Annotated in this window: 22 protein-coding genes and 1 tRNA gene; 18 read left to right on the forward strand and 5 right to left on the reverse strand. The window is 64.5% G+C overall.

All coding sequences use genetic code 11. The features are described 5' to 3' along the window. Nucleotides 1-13 precede the first annotated feature (13 nt). The 8 genes from AC1ME3_RS01330 (at nucleotide 14) to AC1ME3_RS01365 (ending at nucleotide 7,841) form a co-directional block, all read left to right on the forward strand. Complete coding sequence (locus tag AC1ME3_RS01330) at nucleotides 14-778, forward strand: class I SAM-dependent methyltransferase (protein ID WP_056051226.1); 765 nt, start codon at nucleotides 14-16, stop codon at nucleotides 776-778. A gap of 7 nt (nucleotides 779-785) precedes the next feature. Then, nucleotides 786-2,318, forward strand: coding sequence for a 2-polyprenylphenol 6-hydroxylase (ubiB, locus tag AC1ME3_RS01335; RefSeq protein ID WP_480954519.1), 1,533 nt, complete (start codon nucleotides 786-788; stop codon nucleotides 2,316-2,318). A 4-nt stretch (nucleotides 2,319-2,322) separates the two neighbouring features. Beyond that, nucleotides 2,323-3,468: a hypothetical protein gene (locus AC1ME3_RS01340; RefSeq protein WP_480954520.1), complete on the forward strand. Its 1,146-nt coding sequence runs from the start codon at nucleotides 2,323-2,325 to the stop codon at nucleotides 3,466-3,468. Nucleotides 3,469-3,478: 10 nt separating this feature from the next. Continuing rightward, complete coding sequence (gene coaBC, locus AC1ME3_RS01345; protein WP_480954521.1) at nucleotides 3,479-4,666, forward strand: bifunctional phosphopantothenoylcysteine decarboxylase/phosphopantothenate--cysteine ligase CoaBC; 1,188 nt, start codon at nucleotides 3,479-3,481, stop codon at nucleotides 4,664-4,666. Then, nucleotides 4,663-5,100, forward strand: coding sequence for a dUTP diphosphatase (dut, locus tag AC1ME3_RS01350; RefSeq protein ID WP_480954522.1), 438 nt, complete (start codon nucleotides 4,663-4,665; stop codon nucleotides 5,098-5,100). The genes coaBC and dut overlap by 4 nt, the downstream gene beginning before the upstream one ends. Further along, nucleotides 5,097-5,522, forward strand: a complete 426-nt coding sequence (locus tag AC1ME3_RS01355) for a hypothetical protein (RefSeq protein WP_480954523.1) — start codon at nucleotides 5,097-5,099, stop codon at nucleotides 5,520-5,522. The genes dut and AC1ME3_RS01355 overlap by 4 nt, the downstream gene beginning before the upstream one ends. Then, nucleotides 5,519-6,286 (forward strand): HesA/MoeB/ThiF family protein, encoded by a 768-nt coding sequence (locus AC1ME3_RS01360; RefSeq protein WP_480954524.1) that lies wholly within the window; start codon nucleotides 5,519-5,521, stop codon nucleotides 6,284-6,286. The genes AC1ME3_RS01355 and AC1ME3_RS01360 overlap by 4 nt, the downstream gene beginning before the upstream one ends. Nucleotides 6,287-6,455: 169 nt before the next feature. Continuing rightward, on the forward strand, nucleotides 6,456-7,841 hold the full coding sequence (locus AC1ME3_RS01365) for an exopolysaccharide biosynthesis polyprenyl glycosylphosphotransferase (protein ID WP_480954525.1): 1,386 nt from the start codon (nucleotides 6,456-6,458) through the stop codon (nucleotides 7,839-7,841). A gap of 24 nt (nucleotides 7,842-7,865) precedes the next feature. On the opposite strand, the gene galU is transcribed toward AC1ME3_RS01365, so the two are convergent. Beyond that, nucleotides 7,866-8,738 carry a UTP--glucose-1-phosphate uridylyltransferase GalU gene (galU, locus tag AC1ME3_RS01370; RefSeq protein ID WP_480954526.1) on the reverse strand — a complete coding sequence of 291 codons (873 nt, stop codon included), beginning with the start codon at nucleotides 8,736-8,738 and terminating at the stop codon, nucleotides 7,866-7,868. Between the two features lie 109 nt (nucleotides 8,739-8,847). On the opposite strand from galU, the gene wecB reads away from it, so the two are divergent. Next, nucleotides 8,848-9,972, forward strand: coding sequence for a non-hydrolyzing UDP-N-acetylglucosamine 2-epimerase (wecB, locus tag AC1ME3_RS01375; RefSeq protein ID WP_480954527.1), 1,125 nt, complete (start codon nucleotides 8,848-8,850; stop codon nucleotides 9,970-9,972). After that, entirely contained in the window at nucleotides 9,956-11,275 is a 1,320-nt protein-coding gene (gene wecC, locus AC1ME3_RS01380; protein WP_480954528.1) for a UDP-N-acetyl-D-mannosamine dehydrogenase, read from the forward strand. The genes wecB and wecC overlap by 17 nt, the downstream gene beginning before the upstream one ends. On the opposite strand, the gene AC1ME3_RS01385 is transcribed toward wecC, so the two are convergent. Continuing rightward, the gene (locus AC1ME3_RS01385) at nucleotides 11,232-12,365 is read right to left on the reverse strand and encodes a M48 family metallopeptidase (RefSeq protein WP_480954529.1); all 1,134 of its coding nucleotides are present in this window, start codon (nucleotides 12,363-12,365) and stop codon (nucleotides 11,232-11,234) included. The genes wecC and AC1ME3_RS01385 overlap by 44 nt on opposite strands. A gap of 68 nt (nucleotides 12,366-12,433) precedes the next feature. Here AC1ME3_RS01385 and AC1ME3_RS01390 point away from each other — a divergent pair, with 68 nt between their 5' ends. Continuing rightward, nucleotides 12,434-13,219, forward strand: coding sequence for a metallophosphoesterase family protein (locus AC1ME3_RS01390; protein ID WP_480954530.1), 786 nt, complete (start codon nucleotides 12,434-12,436; stop codon nucleotides 13,217-13,219). Between the two features lie 199 nt (nucleotides 13,220-13,418). Continuing rightward, nucleotides 13,419-13,652: a hypothetical protein gene (locus tag AC1ME3_RS01395; protein WP_176501462.1), complete on the forward strand. Its 234-nt coding sequence runs from the start codon at nucleotides 13,419-13,421 to the stop codon at nucleotides 13,650-13,652. 611 nt (nucleotides 13,653-14,263) lie between these two features. On the opposite strand, the gene AC1ME3_RS01400 is transcribed toward AC1ME3_RS01395, so the two are convergent. Continuing rightward, complete coding sequence (locus AC1ME3_RS01400) at nucleotides 14,264-14,860, reverse strand: FKBP-type peptidyl-prolyl cis-trans isomerase (RefSeq protein WP_480954531.1); 597 nt, start codon at nucleotides 14,858-14,860, stop codon at nucleotides 14,264-14,266. Nucleotides 14,861-14,987: 127 nt separating this feature from the next. Next, entirely contained in the window at nucleotides 14,988-15,194 is a 207-nt protein-coding gene (rpsU, locus tag AC1ME3_RS01405) for a 30S ribosomal protein S21 (protein WP_055878578.1), read from the reverse strand. A gap of 177 nt (nucleotides 15,195-15,371) precedes the next feature. Here rpsU and cysS point away from each other — a divergent pair, with 177 nt between their 5' ends. Together cysS and AC1ME3_RS01415 are read left to right on the forward strand one after the other, a co-directional pair. Beyond that, complete coding sequence (gene cysS / locus AC1ME3_RS01410) at nucleotides 15,372-16,805, forward strand: cysteine--tRNA ligase (RefSeq protein WP_480954532.1); 1,434 nt, start codon at nucleotides 15,372-15,374, stop codon at nucleotides 16,803-16,805. A gap of 243 nt (nucleotides 16,806-17,048) precedes the next feature. Continuing rightward, nucleotides 17,049-17,987 (forward strand): D-2-hydroxyacid dehydrogenase, encoded by a 939-nt coding sequence (locus AC1ME3_RS01415; protein WP_480954533.1) that lies wholly within the window; start codon nucleotides 17,049-17,051, stop codon nucleotides 17,985-17,987. Here the strand turns inward: AC1ME3_RS01415 and AC1ME3_RS01420 are convergent. After that, nucleotides 17,981-18,145, reverse strand: coding sequence for a hypothetical protein (locus tag AC1ME3_RS01420; protein WP_480954534.1), 165 nt, complete (start codon nucleotides 18,143-18,145; stop codon nucleotides 17,981-17,983). The genes AC1ME3_RS01415 and AC1ME3_RS01420 overlap by 7 nt on opposite strands. Before the next feature lie 205 nt (nucleotides 18,146-18,350). Here AC1ME3_RS01420 and AC1ME3_RS01425 point away from each other — a divergent pair, with 205 nt between their 5' ends. The 4 genes from AC1ME3_RS01425 to AC1ME3_RS01440 all read left to right on the forward strand — a co-directional run bounded on the left by AC1ME3_RS01425 (nucleotide 18,351) and on the right by AC1ME3_RS01440 (nucleotide 21,791). Next, nucleotides 18,351-19,724, forward strand: coding sequence for a class II 3-deoxy-7-phosphoheptulonate synthase (locus AC1ME3_RS01425; protein WP_480954535.1), 1,374 nt, complete (start codon nucleotides 18,351-18,353; stop codon nucleotides 19,722-19,724). 83 nt (nucleotides 19,725-19,807) lie between these two features. Further along, nucleotides 19,808-19,882, forward strand: a tRNA-Glu gene (locus AC1ME3_RS01430). Nucleotides 19,883-20,138: 256 nt separating this feature from the next. Then, nucleotides 20,139-20,978, forward strand: a complete 840-nt coding sequence (locus tag AC1ME3_RS01435) for a hypothetical protein (protein WP_480954536.1) — start codon at nucleotides 20,139-20,141, stop codon at nucleotides 20,976-20,978. A 72-nt stretch (nucleotides 20,979-21,050) separates the two neighbouring features. Continuing rightward, on the forward strand, nucleotides 21,051-21,791 hold the full coding sequence (locus AC1ME3_RS01440; protein WP_480954537.1) for a site-specific integrase: 741 nt from the start codon (nucleotides 21,051-21,053) through the stop codon (nucleotides 21,789-21,791). Nucleotides 21,792-21,916: the final 125 nt, after the last annotated feature.

The following is a 21,916-nucleotide window of genomic DNA, read 5'->3' on the forward strand; positions in this document are numbered from 1 at the left end:
TAGAGCGCAGGATATGAACGACTTGATCGCGCCCGCGCCCGCACTCACGCCCGATACCGTCTCCTTCGGCTACGAAGACATCCCCGCCACCGAGAAGACCGCCCGCGTCGGCGGTGTCTTCTCGAACGTCGCAGGCAAGTACGACCTGATGAACGATGCGATGTCGGGCGGCATGCACCGCCTGTGGAAGGACCGCTTCGTCCGCCGCGTGAAGCCGCGCGAAGGCGAGCAGATTCTCGACATGGCCGGCGGCACGGGCGACATCGCGTTCCGCATGGAGCCGTCGGGCGCGTCGATCACGGTCGCCGATATCAACCCCCAGATGCTCGAAGTCGGCATGCAGCGCGCGCAGAAGCGCGGGATCGACGGCCTCGTCTGGACCGAAGCCAATGCGGAAACGCTGACCTTCCCCGACAAGTTCTTCGACGCGTACACGATCGCGTTCGGTATCCGTAACGTCACCGACATTCCCAAGGCCTTGCGCGAAGCCCACCGCGTCCTGCGCCGCGGCGGGCGGTTCTACTGCCTCGAATTTTCGACGACCGTGTGGCCCGGATTCGCCGAGGTGTACGATGCGTACTCGCACAAGATGGTCCCGAAGCTTGGCCAGCTGCTCGCCCAGGACGCCGACAGCTACCGCTACCTGATCGAGTCGATACGCCGCTTTCCGGACATGCCCAAGTTCAAGGGCATGATCGCGGATGCCGGCTTCGTGCAGACCAAGGTCGAGCCGTTGCTGGGCGGGCTCGTTGCGATCCACAGCGGCTGGAAGATTTGATCCAACTGTGACGGCTTCAACCACGCACGTCTGGCGCCTCCTCAAATGGGGTCGCATTCTCGCACGCCACGGCGCGCTGCGCGGGATCGAGCGCGACCCGAACACGCCCGCACCCGTCCGCCGTCTCGCACGGATCGCCCGGTTCGGTGCGCGCGTGCCCGCCGTGCCGCGCTACGCCGATGCGTTCCAGGCGATCGGGCCTGCGGCGATCAAGCTGGGACAGACGCTCGCGACGCGGCCGGATCTCGTCGGTGAGGATGCTGCCCATGACTTGCTGCGGCTTCAGGACCAGCTTTCCCCAGTCCCCTACGAGACGATCGAGTCGGCGATGCTGGCGAGCTTCGGCAAGCCGTTGGAGACGTTGTTCTCGTGGATCGAACCGATCCCGGTCGGCGCTGCGTCGATTGCGCAGGTCCACCGCGCCGTCACCACCGATGGCCGCCAGGTCGCGGTCAAGGTTCTCCGCCCCGGCGTCGAGGACGATTTCGCGCGCGCGATCGACACCTATAGCTGGGCCGCAGCGCAGCTCGAGGCGCTCAGCCCCGAAGCCATGCGCCTCCGCCCCCGCCTCACGATCGAGACGTTCAAGCGCTGGACCCTGCGCGAGCTCAACTTCCGCCGCGAAGCCGCCTCCGCCTCCGAACTCGCGGAGGGCATGACCGCCGAGCCCGATTTCGTCATCCCCGCGATCGACTGGGCGCGCTCGACAGCCAAGGTCATGACGATCGAGTGGATCGACGGCATCAAGCTGTCCGACCGCGCGGCGCTGGTCGGCGCCGGCTACGACCTCCCCGCGCTCGCGCAGACATTGGTCCGCGCGTTCCTGCGTCAGGCGATCGCCGACGGGTTCTTCCACGCCGACATGCACCAGGGAAACCTGTTCGCGCTTCCCGGCAATCGCATCGCCGCGATCGACTTCGGCATTATGGGCCGCATCGACCGTCGTGCACGCGTCTGGCTCGCGGAAATCCTCTACGGCCTGATCACCGGCAATTATAAGCGCGTCGCCGAGATCCATTTCGAGGCGGGTTACGTCCCCGCGCACCACGACGTCGCCGAATTCGCTACCGCGCTGCGCGCGGTCGGCGAGCCGATGCGGGGGCTGCCGGTCAAGGACATGTCGATCGGCATGATGCTCGACAGCCTGTTCTCGATCACGCGCGATTTCGACATGGTGACGCAGCCGCATCTCCTGCTGCTCCAGAAGACGATGGTGATGGTCGAGGGCGTGGCGACCAGTCTCAACCCCGACATCAATTTGTGGGAAGCCGCCGAGCCGTTCGTCCGCGACTGGATCCGTGGCGAGCTTGGACCGGAGGCGATGATCGCCGACCGCCTGATCGAGGACTTTCGCACGCTGACCCGGCTTCCCGAACTGGTCCGCCGGATCGAGGCGCATTACCCCGCCCCCGGTGGGGCTCCACCAACGATGCCGTTGCGCGAGATCGAAGTGATCCGGATCGGTGGGGGGTGGCGTTACGGCCTGGTCGCGGTGCTCGCGGCCGCCGCCGGGGTCGTGACTACGCTGCTGTTTGGTTGAGGGCGTGAAGACGCGTCGCGGCGCTCCATTATGGACGACCCGCGCGACCCGGTTCGCGGGCATGCCGTCGGCGCAGGCGCGGATCGGGCTCGTGCTGTTCCTGGTATTACTGGCGGCCTGCCTCAGCGCGATCGTCTCGCCCGGCCCGAGACCGAGCATCGACGGAGGCACCGCATCAACCTCGGTCGCATCCGATGGCCCGCCACCAGGGCAGACCGATCTGCTGCTGTACGAAACCATCGTTGCCGGCGTCCGGAGCGGATCACCCTATTACGCCGTCGCTGCCGAAACGCAGCGCATCGGCCATTACCCGCTAAAACCGTTTTTCGCGGTTCGGCTGCCGACGTTGGCCGTTGTCGAGGCGACCTTGCCTTCAATATTGGTCAACCTGCTACTGCTGGCGTTGTGCGTCGGCACGGTCCTGGCCTGGGTCGCCCGGCTTCGTCCGGAAACGGCAGGCGTCGTTCCGCTCGGTGCGGCGGGCCTGCTGGTGGTCGCCGGGCTCTACGTGAATCTCGACCCCAGCTTCGCAGTGTTCCACGAAATCTGGGCAGGTCCGCTGATCGCACTATCCCTCGCGTTGCGCCGCCCCGGCCACTGGCTGCCCGCAGTCGCGTTCGGGCTGTCGGCGATGCTGATCCGCGAGACGGCGTTGCTGTACGTCGCGATCATGGCGGTGTTCGCGTGGGTCGAGGGCGAGCGGCGCGAGACGCTGGGGTGGCTTGGGGCGATCGGGGTCTTCGCCGTGGTGCTTGCCGCCCATGCGCACGCGGTGTCGCTGGTCGGTGGTCCGCTCGACCGCGTGTCGCAAGGGTGGAGCGGGCTCGAAGGGTTCGGGTTCTACGTCAGGCTCGCGACGATCTCGTCGGGGCTCGACATCCTGCCGCAGTGGCTCGCCTCGCTCGTTCTTGGCACAGCGCTGTTCGGCTGGCTCGCGTGGCGCGATGCGATCGCGACGCGCGCGCTCGTCGTGTTCGCCGCCTATGCCGCGCTGATCTCGCTGTTCGCGCGGAGCGAGAATTTCTACTGGGCGCTGATGACCACGCCGGTGCTGCTGGTCGGGCTGGTGTTCGCGGTCGACGGCCTGCGCGACATGATCGCTGCCGCGAGCGATACGCGGCGCATTACGGTGACGCGCGTAATCCGCTAGAGCTGCGAGCATGAAACGCATCCTCCTGATCGTCGGTGGCGGGATCGCCGCCTACAAGGCCGCCGAACTGATCCGCCTGCTGAAGACGCGCGGGTACGCGGTGCGGTGCGTGATGACCGAGGCGGCGCATCATTTCGTCACGCCGATGACGCTCGCAGCGCTGAGCGAGGACAAGGTCTATACGACGCTGTGGGACCTCAAGGACGAGGCCGAGATGGGCCATATCCAGCTCAGCCGCGAGGCCGACTTGGTCGTCGTCGCGCCTGCCACCGCGAATCTCATGGCGCGCATGACGGCGGGCCTCGCGAACGACCTTGCGACGACGCTGCTGCTCGCGACCGACACACCGGTGCTCGTCGCGCCGGCGATGAACGTCCGCATGTGGGGCCATGCCGCGACCGCTCGCAACGTGGCGCAACTGCGTGCCGACGGCGTGACGGTAATGACGCCCGACGAGGGCATCATGGCGTGCGGCGAATACGGCCCCGGCCGCCTGCCCGAGCCGCCCGCGATAGTCGCGGCGATCGAGGCGATGCTCGCCCCCACTCCGCCGAAGCGCCTGGCGGGACGTCATGTCCTCGTCACCGCCGGGCCAACGCACGAGCCGATCGACCCGGTCCGCTACATCGCCAACCGCTCGTCGGGCAAACAGGGTTTCGCGATCGCCGCAGCACTGGCACGGCTCGGCGCCCGCGTGACGCTCATCGCGGGCCCCGTGACGCTGCCGACCCCGTCGAATGTCGACCGGATCGACGTCGAGACTGCACGGGAAATGGCGGACGCCGTCGCGCAAGCGCTGCCCGTAGACGCCGCCATCATGGTTGCCGCCGTCGCGGACTGGCACGTCGAGTCGGTACCGCAGAAGATCAAGAAGGGCGACGCCACGCCGACGCTGACGCTCGCGGAAAATCCCGACATTCTCGCGACCCTGGCGCGCAGCCCGCACCGTCCTCGCCTGCTGATCGGGTTCGCCGCCGAGACCGAGCGCGTGATCGAACACGCCATCGCCAAGCGCGTGCGCAAAACCGCGGACTGGATCGTCGCCAACGATGTATCGGGTGACGTGATGGGCGGCGCAAACAACAGCGTCCACCTCGTTACGCAGGCCGGCGTCGAGAGCTGGGAACGCCTGCCCAAGGACGCGGTCGCCACGCGACTGGCGGACCGCGTCGCCGATGCGCTAGAAGCCGCATCATGATCCGTATCGAACTGAAGCGCCTGCCGCACGGCGAGGGCCTGCCGTTGCCTGCCTATGCTACCGAAGGTGCCGCCGGGATGGACGTCGTCGCTGCCGAGGAACTGACGCTCGCCCCCGGCGCACGCGCCGCCGTCGCGACCGGCTTTGCGATCGCCATTCCCGCCGGCCATGAGGTCCAGGTCCGTCCGCGCTCCGGCCTCGCGCTGAAGCGCGGCGTCACTTGCCTCAACACGCCAGGCACGATCGACAGCGACTACCGCGGCGAAGTGAAGGTGATTCTCGTCAACCTCGGCCAGGAACCGTTCGCGATCGCGCGCGGCGACCGGATCGCGCAACTCGTCCCCGCAGTCGTGCTCCGCGCGACGCTCGACGAAGTCGCGACGCTCGACGACACCTCGCGCGGCGCTGGCGGTTTCGGATCGACCGGCCGATGATCGCCGCTCTTCTCCTCCTGCTCCAGACCGCTGCGCCGCCGCTTCCGGTTCCCGCCGCACCGACGCCGCCGGTGGCAAGCCCGCTGCCGCCACAGGACTGGAGCATGCTGCCGGTCCTGCGCATCCGGGGACAGGCGACCACGATCGCCAACACCTCCGCCTATGTCCACGGCGAAGTCGTAGCCGGTCGTTGCGCCCACGTCGTCCGCACGACGCAGGGTTGGGCGCTGACCGTCGACCTCGCCGTGCTCATCACCCCCGATGGCAGGGTCCGCCGAGTAACGCCGCGTGCGATCGACTGCCCGACGGTCGAGCAATATGCTGCCGGCGTAATCCTGGGCGCACGCGATTCGATCGATGTCGTCGATGCGGATGCCGACACCTGGTATCGCACCAGCCTGACGTTCGCCTGGGGCGCATGATCCTCTCCGACGACGAACTCGCCCGGTATGCGCGGCATATCGTCCTCAAGGAATTCGGCGGCACGGGACAGGCGCGGTTGAAGGCGGCGACCGTCGCGGTCGTCGGCGCAGGCGGCATCGGCTCGCCCGCGATCCAGTATCTCGGCGCTGCCGGTATCGGTCGCCTGATCCTGATCGACGACGACACCGTCGAACCCTCCAATCTTCAGCGCCAGACGATCTTCACGACGGCGGATACCGGGATCGCCAAGGTCGACGCCGCCGCCGCCGCCATACAGCGGATCAACCCGCACGTCTCGGTCGAGACCCACGGCGTTCGGATCGACGTTTCGAACGTAGCACACCTGCTCGCGGGTGCCGATGTCGTGCTCGACGGCTGCGACAATTTCGCGACGCGCTTCTGTGTCGCCGATGCCGCACATGCCATGGAGATTCCGCTCATCTCGGCCGCAGTAGGCCAGTTCGAGGGACAGCTCGCCACCTATCGCGGCTGGGAAGCCGACAAGCCATGCTACCGCTGTTTCGTCGGTGAAGACCCAGAGCGCGCAGAAACCAGTTGCGCGGAGGACGGCGTGCTCGGCCCCGTCACCGGCGTCATCGGCAGCCTGGCTGCGCTTGAGGTACTACGGACCATTGCGCCGTTCGGCGACGATCCGGCCGGCAAATTGCTGCTAATCGACCTGCTTGCACTGCGTTTTCGCACGATCCGCCTACCCAAGGATCCAGGGTGTACGACTTGCACCAAAAGCGGGACTTCGCGGTGAGTTAACCGCAAGTTTTTATTTCCTCGCACGCGAAATTGGAAAAATAACAACTAAAGTTTAGCGATCGGCGAACAGTAGTTCTTTTGCATTGCGGCATTTCGCGGTATCGCTTTGCGCAGGGGGGACTGCACGTGCGTCCGACAAGTTCATGAATGTAGAAAGCGGTGTTTTGAGCCGCGCTACGGCCCATTCGCGCGGTAAGAAGCCTGCGCGGACCTGGCGGCCAAGCGCGTCCTCGCTGCGCGTTCGCCTGATCCTCGGCATGCTCACGATAGATACCACGTGCATTATTGTCAGTTATCTGGCGGCGGCGGCTTTGCGGGGGGTCTTCGCGAACGACACCGCCTGGATCGTAATCCTTGCGATGCTGATCCCGGTTTTTGTTATTACGACGCTCAATAACGACAGCTATGCAGCCGCAAATTTGCGCGATCCTTTCCGATCCGTCGCGCGGGGATTGCAGGCCTATGCGCTGGCGATCTCCGCGGTGATCTTCATCGCCTTTTGTCTGAAGGCGAGCGATACGTTTTCGCGTCTTGTCGTCGCAACCGGTTCGGCATTCGCCATTGTTTCCTTGGCGTTAGGACGATTCCTGTTCGTCCGGCACATGCCTGCGATCATCGGCGGGAATCCGTTCAGCATCGTCTTGCTCTACGATTCCGGCCAGCCGATCCCGCGCGGCGACTTCTCGGTCGTCATCGCCGCCGACTCCTATTTCGACCCCGACCACCATGATCCCGTGATGTACGACCGCCTCGCGCAGTCGCTGTCGGGTGCGGACCGGGTGATCGTCGCGTGCAGTCCCGAGCGGCGGCTCGCCTGGGCACAGGCGCTGAAGGGCGCGAATATCCAGAGCGAGATCTTCATGCCGGAGCTGAACGCGCTCGCGCCGCTCGGCATCAGCGCACACGGCGATACCCCGACGGTCATCATTGCCAACGGCCCGTTGGTCCTGTTCGACCGCTTCGTAAAGCGCAGCTTCGACGTGCTGCTCGCAAGCTGTGCGCTGGTGACGCTGATGCCGGTCTGGATCCTGATCGCGCTGTCGGTGAAGCTCGACTCGCGCGGACCGATCTTCTTCAGCCAGATACGGATCGGTCGCAGCAACCAGATGTTCCGCCTGATGAAGTTTCGCAGCATGCGCGTCGACCACAGCGATGGTACAGGCGCGCGCTCGACGTCGCGCGACGACGATCGGATCACGCGCGTCGGCAAGATCATCCGCAGTACCAGCATCGACGAACTCCCGCAGTTGCTGAACGTCCTCAAGGGCGACATGAGCATCGTCGGCCCGCGCCCGCACGCACTCGGCTCGCGCGCCGCGGACAAATTATTCTGGGAAGTCGACCAGCGATACTGGCATCGCCATGCCGCCAAGCCCGGCCTGACCGGACTTGCACAGGTTCGCGGCTATCGCGGTGCGACGTTGTACGAGGACGACCTGCGCAACCGGCTCCAGGCTGACCTGGAGTATCTCGAGCATTGGTCGATCTGGCGCGACATCAAGATCATCCTCCTGACGTTCCGCGTCCTGCTACACCGGAACGCCTTCTGACGTTCCGGTGAGCGGGCTGATCGATCAGCCTGCCAGCAGACCCTTGGCGAACTCACGAACCACCGGTCCGATGTCGTCGCGGGCCAATGCGATTGCCAGATTGGCCTGGATGTAGCCAGCCTTGTCGCCGCAATCATAACGCTGGCCATCGAAGGTGAAGCCGTGGAACGGCTGGTCGCCGATCAACTGCGCCATCGCGTCGGTCAGCTGGATCTCGTCGCCCGCGCCCTTTTCCTGCGTCTCCAGAATCCGCATCACCTCTGGCTGGAGGATGTAGCGTCCGGGGATCATCAAATTCGACGGTGCTGTGCCGCGCTTGGGCTTTTCGACGAGTGCGGTCACTTCGGTGAGTCGACCGTCGATCGCGCCCGGCGAGATGATGCCGTATTTGTCGGTTTCCGAATCGGGTACTTCGAGCGCGCCGATCACATTGCCGCCGACCTGGTTATACGCCTCGACCATCTGCTTCATGAAGCCGGGCTTGCCAACCATCAGCTCATCGGGGAGCAGAACCGCGAACGGCTCGTCGCCGACGATCTCGCGCGCGCACCACACCGCATGGCCCAAGCCGAGTGGTTCCTGCTGGCGGACATAGACCGGCGAGCCCGGCTTCATCCGGATATTGCTGATCGCGTCCAGCGACTTGCCGCGCGACCGCATCGTATCCTCGAGCTCGTACGAGATGTCGAAATGATCCTCGAGCGCGCCCTTGCCGCGCCCGGTCACGAAGATGATCTGCTCGATCCCGGCCTCGAGTGCTTCCTCGACCGCATATTGGATCAGCGGCTTGTCGACGACGGTGAGCATTTCCTTCGGCATGGCCTTGGTGGCCGGAAGGAAGCGCGTACCCAGTCCTGCGACCGGAAACACGGCCTTGCGCAGCGGCTTTATGGTCATTCGATGCTCCCTTTGATCTCGCGGGACCGTCTACCGATCGTTACGCCTGCGCGCAAATTGTCGCATTGAATTAGCGCGTCGTTAAAGACGTTGATCTAGGGACTGCATCATGCCCAAAGTTCTCGTCATCTTCGGCACGCGTCCCGAAGCGATCAAACTCTTCCCGGTGATCCGGGCTCTGGCTGCGATCCCCGGCCTGACCGTCCGCACCTGCGTCACCGCGCAACACCGGGGGCTGCTCGATCAGGTGCTCGCGATCGCCGACCTCGTGCCGGATATCGATCTCGACCTGATGGAACCGGGGCAGACGCTCGATCGCCTCACCGCGCGGTTGCTGGTCGGGCTCGGCGACGTCATGGACGCCGAACGGCCCGACCTCGTCATCGTGCAGGGCGACACCGCGACCGCGATGACGGGTGCGCTTGCCGCGTATTACCGGAAGGTGCCGGTCGCGCATGTCGAGGCCGGGCTGCGGTCGGGCGACATCTACCATCCCTGGCCCGAGGAGGTGAACCGTCGCATCGTCGCGCCGATCGCCAGGCTGCATTTCGCGCCGACCGACACTGCCGCGGAGGCACTGCGGCGCGAGACGATCGCCAAGGACACGATCCACGTCACCGGCAACACCGTGATCGACGCGCTGCACTGGACCGCGGACCGCGTCGCGGCGGACCCGTCGCTCGCCGCCGGGCTCGACCCGATCGCCGCGCGCTTCGCGGGCAAGCGGATCATCCTCGTCACGACGCATCGCCGCGAGAATTTCGGCGACGGCATGGCCGCGATCGCGCGCGCGATCGGGCGTATTGCGGAGCGCGATGACGTCGCGGTGCTGTTCCCGGTCCACCCGAACCCGAACGTCGTATCGGTGATGGACGCGATCCTCGGTACCCGCGCCAACGTCGCGCGGATCGAGCCGCTCGATTACCCGCACTTCGTCCGCGCGCTCGGCATGGCGGACATCGTCCTGACCGATTCGGGCGGCGTGCAGGAGGAGGCACCTGCGCTCGGCAAGCCGGTCCTCGTGATGCGCGAGACCACCGAGCGGCCGGAGGGCGTCGCGGCTGGCACCGCGAGGCTGATCGGCACCGACGAGGACCGCATCGTTTCCGAAATCTTCACCCTGCTCGACGACACGTCGCGCTACTCCGCGATGGCCCGCGCCCATAACCCGTTCGGGGATGGCCATGCCGCCGCCAAAATCGCAAAGGTCGTTGCGCATGCTGTCGGACTCTAACCTCACCGTCGTCGTCCTCGGGCTCGGCTATATCGGCCTTCCCACCGCCGCGATCATCGCGCGGACGGGCGCGCAGGTGCTCGGCGTCGACGTTACCGAATCGGTCGTGGAAACGGTCAATTCCGGCCGCGTGCATATCGAGGAGGTCGATCTCGATGGCCTCGTCTCGGGCGTCGTCGCGCGTGGCACGTTGCGCGCCTCGACCGCGATCGAGCCCGCGGACGTCTTCGTCATCGCGGTGCCGACCCCGTTCGATGCCGATCACGCACCTAACATCCGCTATGTCCTCGATGCCGCTACGACCATCGCGAGCGTGCTGAAGGCGGGCGACACGATCATCCTGGAATCGACTTCGCCGGTCGGCACTACCGAGAAGGTCCGCGACCTGCTCGCGAGCCTGCGCCCCGACCTGCGCGTACCGGGCAAGACCGGCGACCAGGCGGATATCGCGATCGCCTATTGCCCGGAGCGCGTGCTGCCCGGCCGCATTCTGGTCGAGTTGATCGACAACGACCGAGTCATTGGCGGGATCACGCCACGGTGCGCGCGAAAAGCCCTGACCTTCTACCGTCGCTTCGTCCGCGGCGCCTGCGTGACCACGACCGCGCGCGCGGCGGAGATGACGAAGCTCACCGAGAACGCATTCCGCGACGTGAACATCGCGTTCGCCAACGAGCTGTCATTGATCGCCGACACGATGGGCGTCGACGTGTGGGAGGTGATCCGCCTCGCCAACCGCCATCCACGCGTCAACATCCTGCAACCCGGCCCAGGCGTCGGCGGCCATTGCATCGCGGTCGACCCTTGGTTCCTGGTCCACGCCGCCCCGGACCAGACGCCGCTGATCCGCACCGCGCGCGAGGTCAACGACGGCAAGACCGACCACGTCATCGCGCAGGTCGCGGCGATGGTCGAGGCGTCACCCGACGCTACGGTCGCGTGCCTGGGTCTGGCGTTCAAGGCGAACATCGACGACTTCCGCGAGAGCCCTGCCCTCAAGGTCGCCGAAGCGGTCGCGCGGCAGTTCGGGGACCGGGTGCGGATCGTCGAGCCTTATGCGCAAACGCTGCCGGCGGTGCTGGCGGATACCGGCGCGACGCTGATCGACGTCGATACCGCGATCGAGACGTGTTCGATCATGATCGTGCTGGTCGACCACGACGTGTTCAAGTCGATCCCGCTCGAGGAGCGCGTCGACAAGGCGGTGCTCGACACGCGCGGTATCTGGCCGGATCAACCGCGCGCGTCGCTGCCCGCGGTCAGCGCAACGGCACGTTTCGAGTCGCAACGACTGGCGGGATGATCGGCCGCGTCGGGGTCGCCGCAATGTCACGCGCGGCGGCTTCCAGTGCTTCGGCACGCGCCTTGGACGATGCGTGCGTGCGGCTGCGGAACAGCCCCCCGTCGATCGCGCCGCCCTTGCTTCGCCAGAATTTCGGGGCCGACATCGGATCGTAACCGGCGTTGGCGAGCAGGTAGATGCCGAGCAGGTCCGCCTGATCCTCGGTCTGGCGAATCAGGCGGCCGTTGCGACCGAGTTCCGCCAGCAGGCCGCGATTGATCTTCGCCGCATCGAGCCGCGCACGATGATGTAGGATGTTATGCGACAGTTCATGCGCGACGACGACCGCGATCTCCTCGTCGGTATAGCCCTCGAAGAACCGCTCGCCGAGCTGCACGATCGAACCGTCCGCGCTCGCGTCCAAGCCACTGCCCAGCAGGATCTCGAACCGCGACCGGCATCCGGTCACCGGGGTCATCGTGATCGGCACGCGCTTGCCGTCGCGCAGCACCGTCAGTCGCAACGGCTTTCCGACCGGCGCCTCGGTGATGACCGCTTCCGCAGCATCGCGCACTGCCGCGCTTTCCGGCGTATCGGCGGACGGCAGGCCGGGTTGCGGGCGATCGTCGATCGCGACGATCGAATCGTTGGGACGAACTCCCGCGCGGTCAGCTGGACCGCCAGCGACGACCGCCTCGACACCGATCGTCGATTGGAACCCGAAGGTGGCCGCTGCGGCCTTGCGCGCGCCGGGGCCATATTGCGTCAGCGCATGGATCGGCATGCCGATCTGTGGCTGGAGGCGGTCACACAACGCCGCATTGCCAGTAGTCAGCCGGTAGGCGATCGTCGCCAGCCGGAGATCGGCAGCGCGCAACGTGTCGAAGAACGCAGCCGTCGGCGGCGCATCCGCTACGGGCATCGGTGCGGCAGGCAAAGCCGTGGGCGTAGCGGCCGTGAGCATCAGGAACGGCGCGAAGCGGGAGATCATCGACATGGCGTCCCCATAGCCGTCGTGCGCCCCCGCGTCATGCTGCACGACCGCAAGCCCCGCGCGCCCTATCGCGGCGATGCGTTGCGACGCCTGCAGGAACATCCTATGCGATCGCATGCGCCCGCGCGATCGAGTGACGCGTTCGATCAGGTCCCGTACATCTTCCTCCCCACATCGATTGCAGCATGATTTCAAAGCTTTTCAAGTCCCGTAGCGTTGCCAAGCCGACCCAACCGCAGGTTCCTCCCGGTCGCCGCGTCTATGCCGTCGGCGACATTCACGGCCGCGCCGATCTGCTCGACGAACTGATCGGGTTGATCGAGGCGGATGAACGCGAACGCGGTGCAGCGGAAACGACCTTGATATTCCTCGGCGACATCGTCGACCGGGGCCCCGCCTCGGCGGCAGTGATCGATCGGTTGCGCGGGCTTGCCCATGCCCGCCCCGACGTCCGCTTCCTGCTGGGTAATCACGAGGAGATCTTCCTCGGTGCGCTCGACGGCGAACCCAAGGCACTCCGGTTGTTCTGCCGCATCGGCGGGCGCGAGACCGTGCTGAGCTACGGCATGGAGGCCGCGGAATATGAGCGACTTGACTATGAAGAGCTGGTGCAACGGCTCGAAACCCTCGTTCCAGACGAACACCGCGAGTTCTTGCGCAAGTTCGAGGACATGATCGTGATCGGCGACTACGCGTTCGTTCATGCAGGCGTACGCCCCGATACGCCGCTCGATCTTCAGCGCACGTCGGACCTGCGATGGATTCGTGATCCCTTCCTCGATCATCGCTCGACGTTGGAAAAGACGATCGTCCACGGCCACACCATGACCGACGAGATCGAACGGCGCGGGCACCGAATCGGAATCGACACCGGCGCCTACGCGTCGGGCCGCCTGACCGCGCTAGGCATGGAAGGTGCCGAAACCTGGACGCTTCAGACCGGCACCACCATCGGACCGAAGACGAACTGACGCATCTCACCGCGAATATCATGCGGTTGGCACGCGAACGCTTTCTTCGTGCCGCGCCTCCGCTATAGAGAAACGGCGGAAGTGTGTGTTGCACTGCCGCAACAGTGCGAGCCTCTTCGCGTTGTTACAAAGGGCCTTAGTTGCGTTGGGTAAGGTTTTATGCCATTGCCTGCCGCGACGAGCACAAAGGGAGTTCATCATGCGTCTTGGGAAGTATCTCCTGACCGCAGCAGCAGCCACGATGGCAGTTGCTCCGGCCATGGCAGCACCGGCAAATCTGTCGGTTGCACATTCGGTCCGTTCGGGTTCGGTTTCGGCTGACAAGAACGAGCTCGCTGGCGGCGGCATCATCGTTGCGGTTCTCGCAGCAGCTGCAGTTATCGCCGGTATCGTTATCGTTGCAGACAACGACGACGATTCGGACAGCAACTAAGTCTTACGACTTTAGTTCGAGAAATAGCGGTCTTCGGGCCGCTATTTTTTTGCCTGCCGTTCTTGGGACAGGCCGTCCAGCGCATGCCGAAGCACAATGTGCTGCCGTGTCACGCTTAGAACTCAGCTCCCGATCTGCTCCATACCGTCGATGGCCAAAGGCATCCGGTAGGCTCCGGCTGCGATTCCGTGCAGAGCGGACTAGAACCCGCACTTTCTCAGGATGGCTGAGCATGAAGTGGCATCAGCCTTAGCACCGGAAGCCGAAACAATACCTGCGACGACGTATCGCTGCGTTGCTCATCCGAACGACGTTTGAACTTACTGACCTCGCAGCACCCGACTGCCATACAGGTCAGCCTAATGCCCTCTACGCCATCCTCAGCTGCGAATGGATTGCACTTCAAGAGCGGCCGATCCTCTACCGGATCAGTCAACCTTCTACCGGGTAGCCCACTTTTCCGCCGACCGAACGAGCAAGCTCATCACAGGCTCGCGCATAACGGCACGACGCCTGACCTGAACGCAGAACGCGCCCCGCAATGAAGCGAGACGCGTTGCAAATCCGATATTCTATCGCGGTACGGGTTCGACCCAATACCGCTGCCCCGCTTACTGAGACGGCGGCGTCTGCGCGCCACCGGGCATGCCGCCCGGCGCGCCACCTGGCATACCGCCAGGAACGCCGCGACCCATCTGGGCCTGTGCCTGCATCTGCTGCACCACGCTCTGCGGCAGGAAGTCGAGCAGTTCGACGTCGAACACCAGTGTCGAGTTCGCCGGGATCGGGCCAGTGGCCTTGTCGCCGTAACCAAGCGCCGGCTTCATCCAGAAGCGGTACTTCGACCCCTTCGGCATCAGCTTCAGCGCCTCGGAGAAACCGGGGACCACGCCGGTGACGGGCATCGGCGTCGGCTGCTGCGACTTGTCGAAGGTCGTGCCGTTGAGCAGCTTGCCCTCGTAATTCACCAGCGCGACATCGGCGTCGGTCGGCTTGGCCGCACCGGGCTTGCCGGGCGCGATCACCTTGTACTGCAGGCCGGATGCGGTAACGACCACGCCCCGCGCGCGCGCATTGCGGGCCAAGGGATCATCACCCTGACGCGCGAGCGCAACTGCGGCGATCAGCGCAAGCGCGATACCGACCCAGAGATAGACGAGGTAGCTGCGCTTGGTTGGCTGCAGCGGCACTGCGGTGACGGTCGACATCGGATCAGGCCCCGGTCATCTGGTCACGCCGGAGCGCCGCGCGTGCCGTTGGAAAACAAATGGGGGTGCCGATCACGACACCCCCGGTTATCGGCCCACCCGCTTAACGGGCACGACCGACCAAATCTTACCGTGCGCCGTCGCGCTCTGCGCGCTTGCGGTCGAGCTTGCGCGAGCGACGGATCGCTGCGGCACGCTCGCGTGCGCGCTTCTCGGACGGCTTCTCGTAATGCCGGCGCAGCTTCATCTCGCGATACACGCCCTCGCGCTGCAGCTTCTTCTTAAGCGCGCGAAGGGCCTGGTCGACGTTGTTGTCGCGTACGATGATCTGCATAAACCCGATAAGCTCCGGACGAATAGATTTTTGCCGTCGCGAACAGGTCCGCGCCGCATGAACTGGGCCCCCTATCAGCGGAGCGCCGTCGTTTCAAGCCAAACCACGTATTCCGGCGGGTCTGCCCGACATGTGAGCGCCTTTGCGGGAGGGCCCATGCAGCGCTAAGAGCAGCCCATGACCCGTATACCCCTGACACTGTATAACAGCCTCTCGCGCCAGCTCGAGACCTTCCAGCCGATCGATCCGACCGATGTCGGGCTCTACACCTGCGGGCCGACCGTCTATAATTACCAGCATATCGGCAACATGCGCGCGTTCCTGTTCGCGGACACGCTGGGTCGCGTGCTGCGGTGGAAGGGGTGGCCGACGACCCACATCATCAACATCACCGATGTCGGCCACCTGACCTCCGACGCCGATGTCGGTGACGACAAGATGGAGAAGGCCGCCGCTGCGCAAGGGCGCTCGATCTGGGAGATCGCGGCCTATTATACCGACGTGTTCAAACGCGACGTCGCGCGCCTCAACATCGTGCCGCCGGCCCGCTGGGCGGTCGCGACGGATCACATCGCCGAGATGATCGCGTTCGCCGAACAGATCGCGCCGAAGCATTGCTACACGCTCGACAGCGGGCTGTACTTCGATGTGGCGACTGTCCCGGACTATGGTCGCCTCGCACGGGCTGCGACCGATGATGTCGAAAGTCGGATCGAGCCGGTCGCCGGCAAGCGCAACCCGCAGGACTTCGCGATCTGGCGTACGTCCACGCCCGGCGAGAATCGCCAGATGGAATGGGATTCGCCTTGGGGTCGCGGGGCGCCAGGTTGGCATCTCGAATGCTCGGTGATGAGCAAGCATTACCTCGGCGCGCATTTCGACATCCACACCGGCGGGATCGACCACCGCGAGATCCACCATCCCAACGAGATCGCGCAAAATCAGGCGCATTGCGACTGCGCGGATACCGGCGCGAGCGTCTGGATGCACAACAACTTCCTGGTCGAGCGCGCGGGCAAGATGTCGAAGTCGACCGGCCAGTTCACGACGATGCAGACGATCGTCGACCGCGGCTTCCACCCCCTCGCCTACCGGCTGATGTGCCTCCAGGCGCATTATCGAAGCGAGCTGGAATTCTCCTGGGAGAATTTGGCCGCGGCAGCGATCCGCCTGAAGCGCATGGTGCAAGCGGTCGAGACGTTGCGGGCTCGTGAGCCCGGCGGCCCGTCGGGTAGCGCGCATGCCTATGCTGATCGGCTGGAGGAGGCAGTGTCGGACGATCTCGCCACGCCGCGCGCGCTGCCGATTCTCGACGAACTTCTTACGGACAAGCGGATCGCGCCTGCGGACCGTGTCGTTGCGCTGGACGATTTCGACGCGGTACTGGGGCTGGACCTGGCGACGATCCGCCGCGAGGATCTGCGGATCCGGCCGGTCACGGCGACGATCGACGAGGATGCGATCGCCGCACGGCTGGCGGATCGTCGCGATGCGCGCGCCGCGAAGGACTTCGGGCGATCGGATGCGATCCGCGACGAACTCGCCGCCGCGGGTGTCGAGGTGATGGACGGCGACTCGCTAGGCTGGGACTGGAAGATCGCCGCGGTTTGAGCACGCCGGGTAGGTCCAAGAACTAAGGCCACAGGGGAATTCCGATCGTCATTCCCGCGGAGGCGGGAACCCATACTGGCAAGCCTCACGGTTAGATCGCGAGCCTTTGAGCATATGGATCCCCGCCTGCGGGGGGATGACGAGACCATTGTGGCGGCGTGTTACTGCAGGGAAACGCGGGACCGACCCGTCGCAGAGCGCGGCACAACTTGACATGCCCCGCCGCACGCCGATGTTCGAACCATGAAAGCCGTCCTCCCAGCCGCCGCCCGCCCGCTCCTCGAACCGCATCTGCCCACGGACCTAGACGTCGCCTGGTTCGCCAAGCCGGACGAGGCCAACGCGATGATCGCAGACGCGGATATCGCCTGGGTGGACATGCAGCCGACCGAACTCGTCGCCGACGCGATCCGCCATGCCGGGCCGAACCTCAAATGGGTCTCGACGATCTATGCCGGGCTCGACGCGTTCCCGCTCGACACCCTGCGCAAAAACGGCGTCACTTTGACCAATGGTGCCGGCATCAACGCCGTCGCGGTCGCCGAATATGCGGTGATGGCGGTGCTCGTCGCCGCCAAGCGCTTCGATACCGTCGTCCGCGCGCAGGATCGCCACGACTGGCTGAAAGACGCGCCCGGCAAGATCGAACTGGCCGGCACTAAGGCGCTCGTCATCGGGTATGGTACGATCGGCAAGATGATCGGCGACCGCTTGACTGCATTCGGGGTCGAGGTCACCGGCGTGACGCGCACCGGCCGCGATGGCACGATCACGCCCGATGCCTGGCGCGATCGGCTTGACGCGTTCGACTGGGTGATCCTCGCCGCGCCCTCGACCGACGCGACGCACGCGATGATCGGTCGCGAAGAGTTACACCGGATGAAGCCGTCCGCCTGGCTGATCAACATTGCTCGCGGCAACATGATCGACGACGATGCGCTGATCGCGGCGCTGACAGAGGGTTCGATCGCCGGCGCCGTGCTCGATCCGACCAATCCAGAGCCCCTGCCCGCGGATCATCCGCTTTGGTCGGCTCCCAATGCGATCGTCACGATGCACCTGTCGGGCCGCAGCCAGACGACGATGTTCGCTCGCGGGGCGACGCTGTTCCTCGACAACCTAGCCGCGTTCCTCGCCGGTCGCCCGATGAAGAACGTCGCCGATCTCGACGCGGGTTACTGACCGGTCTGGGTCGTGGCCGGGCGGGGGCTGTGATTATAGCTCTTGATCCCCCGGCGGCGCAGTTTGTCGGCACGGCGGCGGCGCGAGTACATGATCAGGATCGGTACGCCGACCAAGATGCCCCCGCCGATGATCGAAAGTGCGATGATGATACGCATTGGCATGTCCATGTGGCGACCATGCCGATTGGACAGCGAAGACGCCATATATTTTTTTAATCTAGTATGAATGGAGTTATCCTCCATATCCGGTCGAACCCGCTTACGCAGCATTTCGCCGCGGCCTCCCAAGCTTTACTTCGTTGCGCAAAAAGGCGTTTTCGCGCATGGCTAGCGTCACAATTCACCAATCGGACGACATGATATGGCCGCGAACTGGGCCCCCGACAGCTGGACGCGTCACGAAGCACGACAGCTCCCCACTTATCCCGACGCCGCAGCGCTGACCGCCGCAACCGATCAGCTGGCCACGTTCCCGCCACTCGTCTTCGCCGGTGAGGCGCGCAACCTGACCGCGTCGCTCGCCGAAGTCGCAGCCGGCAAGGCGTTCCTGCTCCAGGGTGGCGATTGCGCCGAGAGCTTCGCGGAGCACAGTGCGAACAACATTCGCGACACCTTCCGGGTCATTCTGCAGATGGCCGTCGTGCTCACCTTCGCCTCGAAGCTCCCGGTCGTGAAGCTCGGTCGCATGGCGGGACAGTTCGCCAAGCCGCGCTCGACCAATACCGAGACGATCGGCGGCGTCGAGCTGCCGTCGTACCGCGGCGACAACGTCAACGACATCGCCTTCACCGCGGAATCGCGCGCACCCGATCCGCAGCGGATGATCCGCGCCTATTCGCAGTCGGCGGCGACGCTCAACCTGCTGCGCGCGTTCGCACAGGGTGGCTATGCGAACCTCCACCAGGTCCACCGCTGGACGCACGACTTCATGGGCCGCAGCCCGTGGTCGAAGAAATATGCCGAGACGGCCGACCGGATCGGCGAGGCGCTGGAGTTCATGGCCGCGTGTGGCATCGATCCAGAGACTGTGCCGCAACTCGCGCAGACGCATTTCTATACCAGCCACGAGGCGCTTCTGCTCCAGTACGAGCAGGCGCTGACGCGGCAGGATTCGCTGACCGGCGACTGGTACGACACCAGCGCGCATTTCCTGTGGATCGGCGATCGTACCCGCTTCGAGGGCTCCAGCCACGTCGAATACCTCCGCGGTATCGGCAACCCGATCGGCATCAAGTGCGGCCCGAGCCTCGAGCCCGACGCGCTGCTGCGGATGCTCGACACCCTCAACCCAGGCCGCATCCCTGGCCGGATGACGCTGATCACGCGCTATGGCTATGACAAGATCGAGGCGAACCTGCCCCGCCTCGTCCGCGCCGTCACGCGCGAAGGCCATCCGGTGGTCTGGAGCTGCGACCCGATGCACGGCAACGTCGTCAAGGCCGCCAATGGTTACAAGACGCGGCCGTTCGATCGCATCCTCGCCGAGGTCCGCGGCTTCTTTGCAGTCCACCGCGCGGAAGGTACGCACGCGGGCGGCATCCATGCCGAGATGACCGGGCAAAACGTGACAGAGTGCACCGGCGGTGCGGTGGACGTGACCGAGCAGAGCCTCGCCGATCGCTACCACACGCACTGCGACCCGCGCCTCAACGCCAGCCAGAGCCTCGAGCTTGCCTTCCTGCTCGCCGAGATGCTCAACGAGGAAATGGCCGAGCGCAAAAAGGTCGCCGCCTGAAAAAATGCACGGGCGTCTCAGGAATGTGCGGCAACCGTCTTGACGCCTGCCACCCCATTCCGTAGACGCCCGCATCTGGTAACGGCCCCTTCGTCTAGCGGTTAGGACGACGCCCTCTCACGGCGTAAGCACGAGTTCGATTCTCGTAGGGGTCACCAACCACCACTTTTTGGCGGGAACGTGCGGTTAAGTCATTCTTTGCTCTTCGCTGGTACAGCAACCTGGTACAGCGAGCACCGAAAATGGCACTCATGGCGACACCCTGGAAGCACCCGACTACCGGTTTTTTTATCTGCGTCGGCAGATACCCGGAAAGATGCGTCCGGCATTCGCCGGGTAAGGCGCTATGGAAGGTCGCTCAACACATAAAGCGCAGCCGAAGCAAATATTCTGTTCCTTCAGGCCAACGTAGCGTTGGAGCAGCAGTTCGAGGAGATCCGGGTTCGGATCAAGACAACTGGCGAACCGCTTCCTTCACAGCGTGATCGGGACGGCGAGATGATCGCTGCGTACTTTCAGGGCCCCGAGCGCGATGCAGGTGGTTTGGATGGCACGGAACGCCTTCTCCTGGCTCGCCCGGAGATCGACCGCGGACTTTGGAACATGACGCCCACCGGGTGCTCCCCGGTTGCGGAGTTGAGTCTCGATCAGTGGTGGGCACTTGCAAACAACGCCGCGATGTTTCGTGACCATGGCGGCACGCGTCGGCCACCGCAGGGACATACGCCCGGATCGATATGGCGATGGAGCGACGACTCCTTTCAACCGCAGGCGAAGGCGAAGCAGATCGAACGCCTTCTCGAACAGGTGGCGCGTCACCATGATATGGAGCGCCGGGACCTGCCGGCGCCCATCACTGATGTAGCTATCGCTTATCTCGATTCGACACCCGTAGAGGTTCCGAACACGCGAAAACGCCGAACCGCAACCGGCCGTCTCCGCCCCGACCTGCGGCTGATGAAGTTGTTTGACAGCTGGAAGCTGGTGATGCAGCCGACGCTGCAGACCGCACATGAGTACGAGGGCGCGGCGCGGGACTTCGTTGATTTCCTAGGGGACTTCCGGTCGAAGACAGCGAGCAGAACGATCTTCTCGACTATCGCGACGAGGCTCGCCACCTATTCTCGACTACGGCCAAGGCTGATCGCGCTCTTTCTTTCACCGAGCGGCTTGATCGTCATCGCCGCTCAGACACGGCATGCATTGGAGCTCCAACGCTCAAGAAGCGGATCGGTGGTATTCAGGCTCTGCTGAGTTTCGGCAAAGGCCAGAAGTGGATCAGCCGCAACGAGGGCCGTGACGTACCGGTCGTGGGCTACACGAAAAATGAACCGCTATCGCGGCAAACGTTCCAGGAGGACGAGCTTCGCCTGCTGTTCACCAGCCGCTTGTTCACGCCCCCCCCTGCTCTGGAAGCAAGATCGTGCCGCGGGCGACATGAGGCTTTACTGGCTGTTTCTTCTTGGACTTACGACCGCAGCGCGCCTCGAAGAGATTGGCCAAGCCATGGTCGCAAACGTCAAGACCGACGATACCATTACGTATATCGACATCGACGATTACGCAGCTACCGACGACGAAGACAAATCGATTAAGACCGGGACCTCGCAAAGGCTCGTGCCGATCCATTCAAATCTATTGCGCCTCGGCTTCGACAGTTACCTGAAAGCCTTGATCGCTGCCGGTCATACGCGCCTGTTTCCGGACCTCATATCTAACCAGTTCGACAAGCGCACGAAGGAAGCGTCGCGCATCGCCAATAGGATTATCGACCGCTACGTTTCCAAGGATGCTCGGCTCGTCTTTCACAGTTTTCGACACGGTTTCAAGGATCTGGCGCTTGAGGCAGGCATCCTGGAGCGGATCGTCGATCAGATATGTGGACATGCACCGACGACCGTCGGCGGCAAATACGGCCAGGGCGTTCGCCTGACGGTCCTCAACCGAGAGCTGCATCGCCTGGACTGGTCATTTCTCGATTGGAACCAGTTCGTTACGGCGAGCCAGAAAGTTAAGTGGGACACACTTGTTACAGCCATAGACCCCAGAGCAAAGAGGCATTCCTAAAACAGGGAGCGAAATATGCTTTTCCGAACAAACTTATACGGGCCTGCACAAGCACCACCGTGCAACAGTTAAGCATCCAAGCTCGAAGTGCTGCTAGTCTTGCTCGGGAGGCACGGATGTGTGCC

The organism is Sphingomonas sp. BL2, from assembly GCF_056680015.1.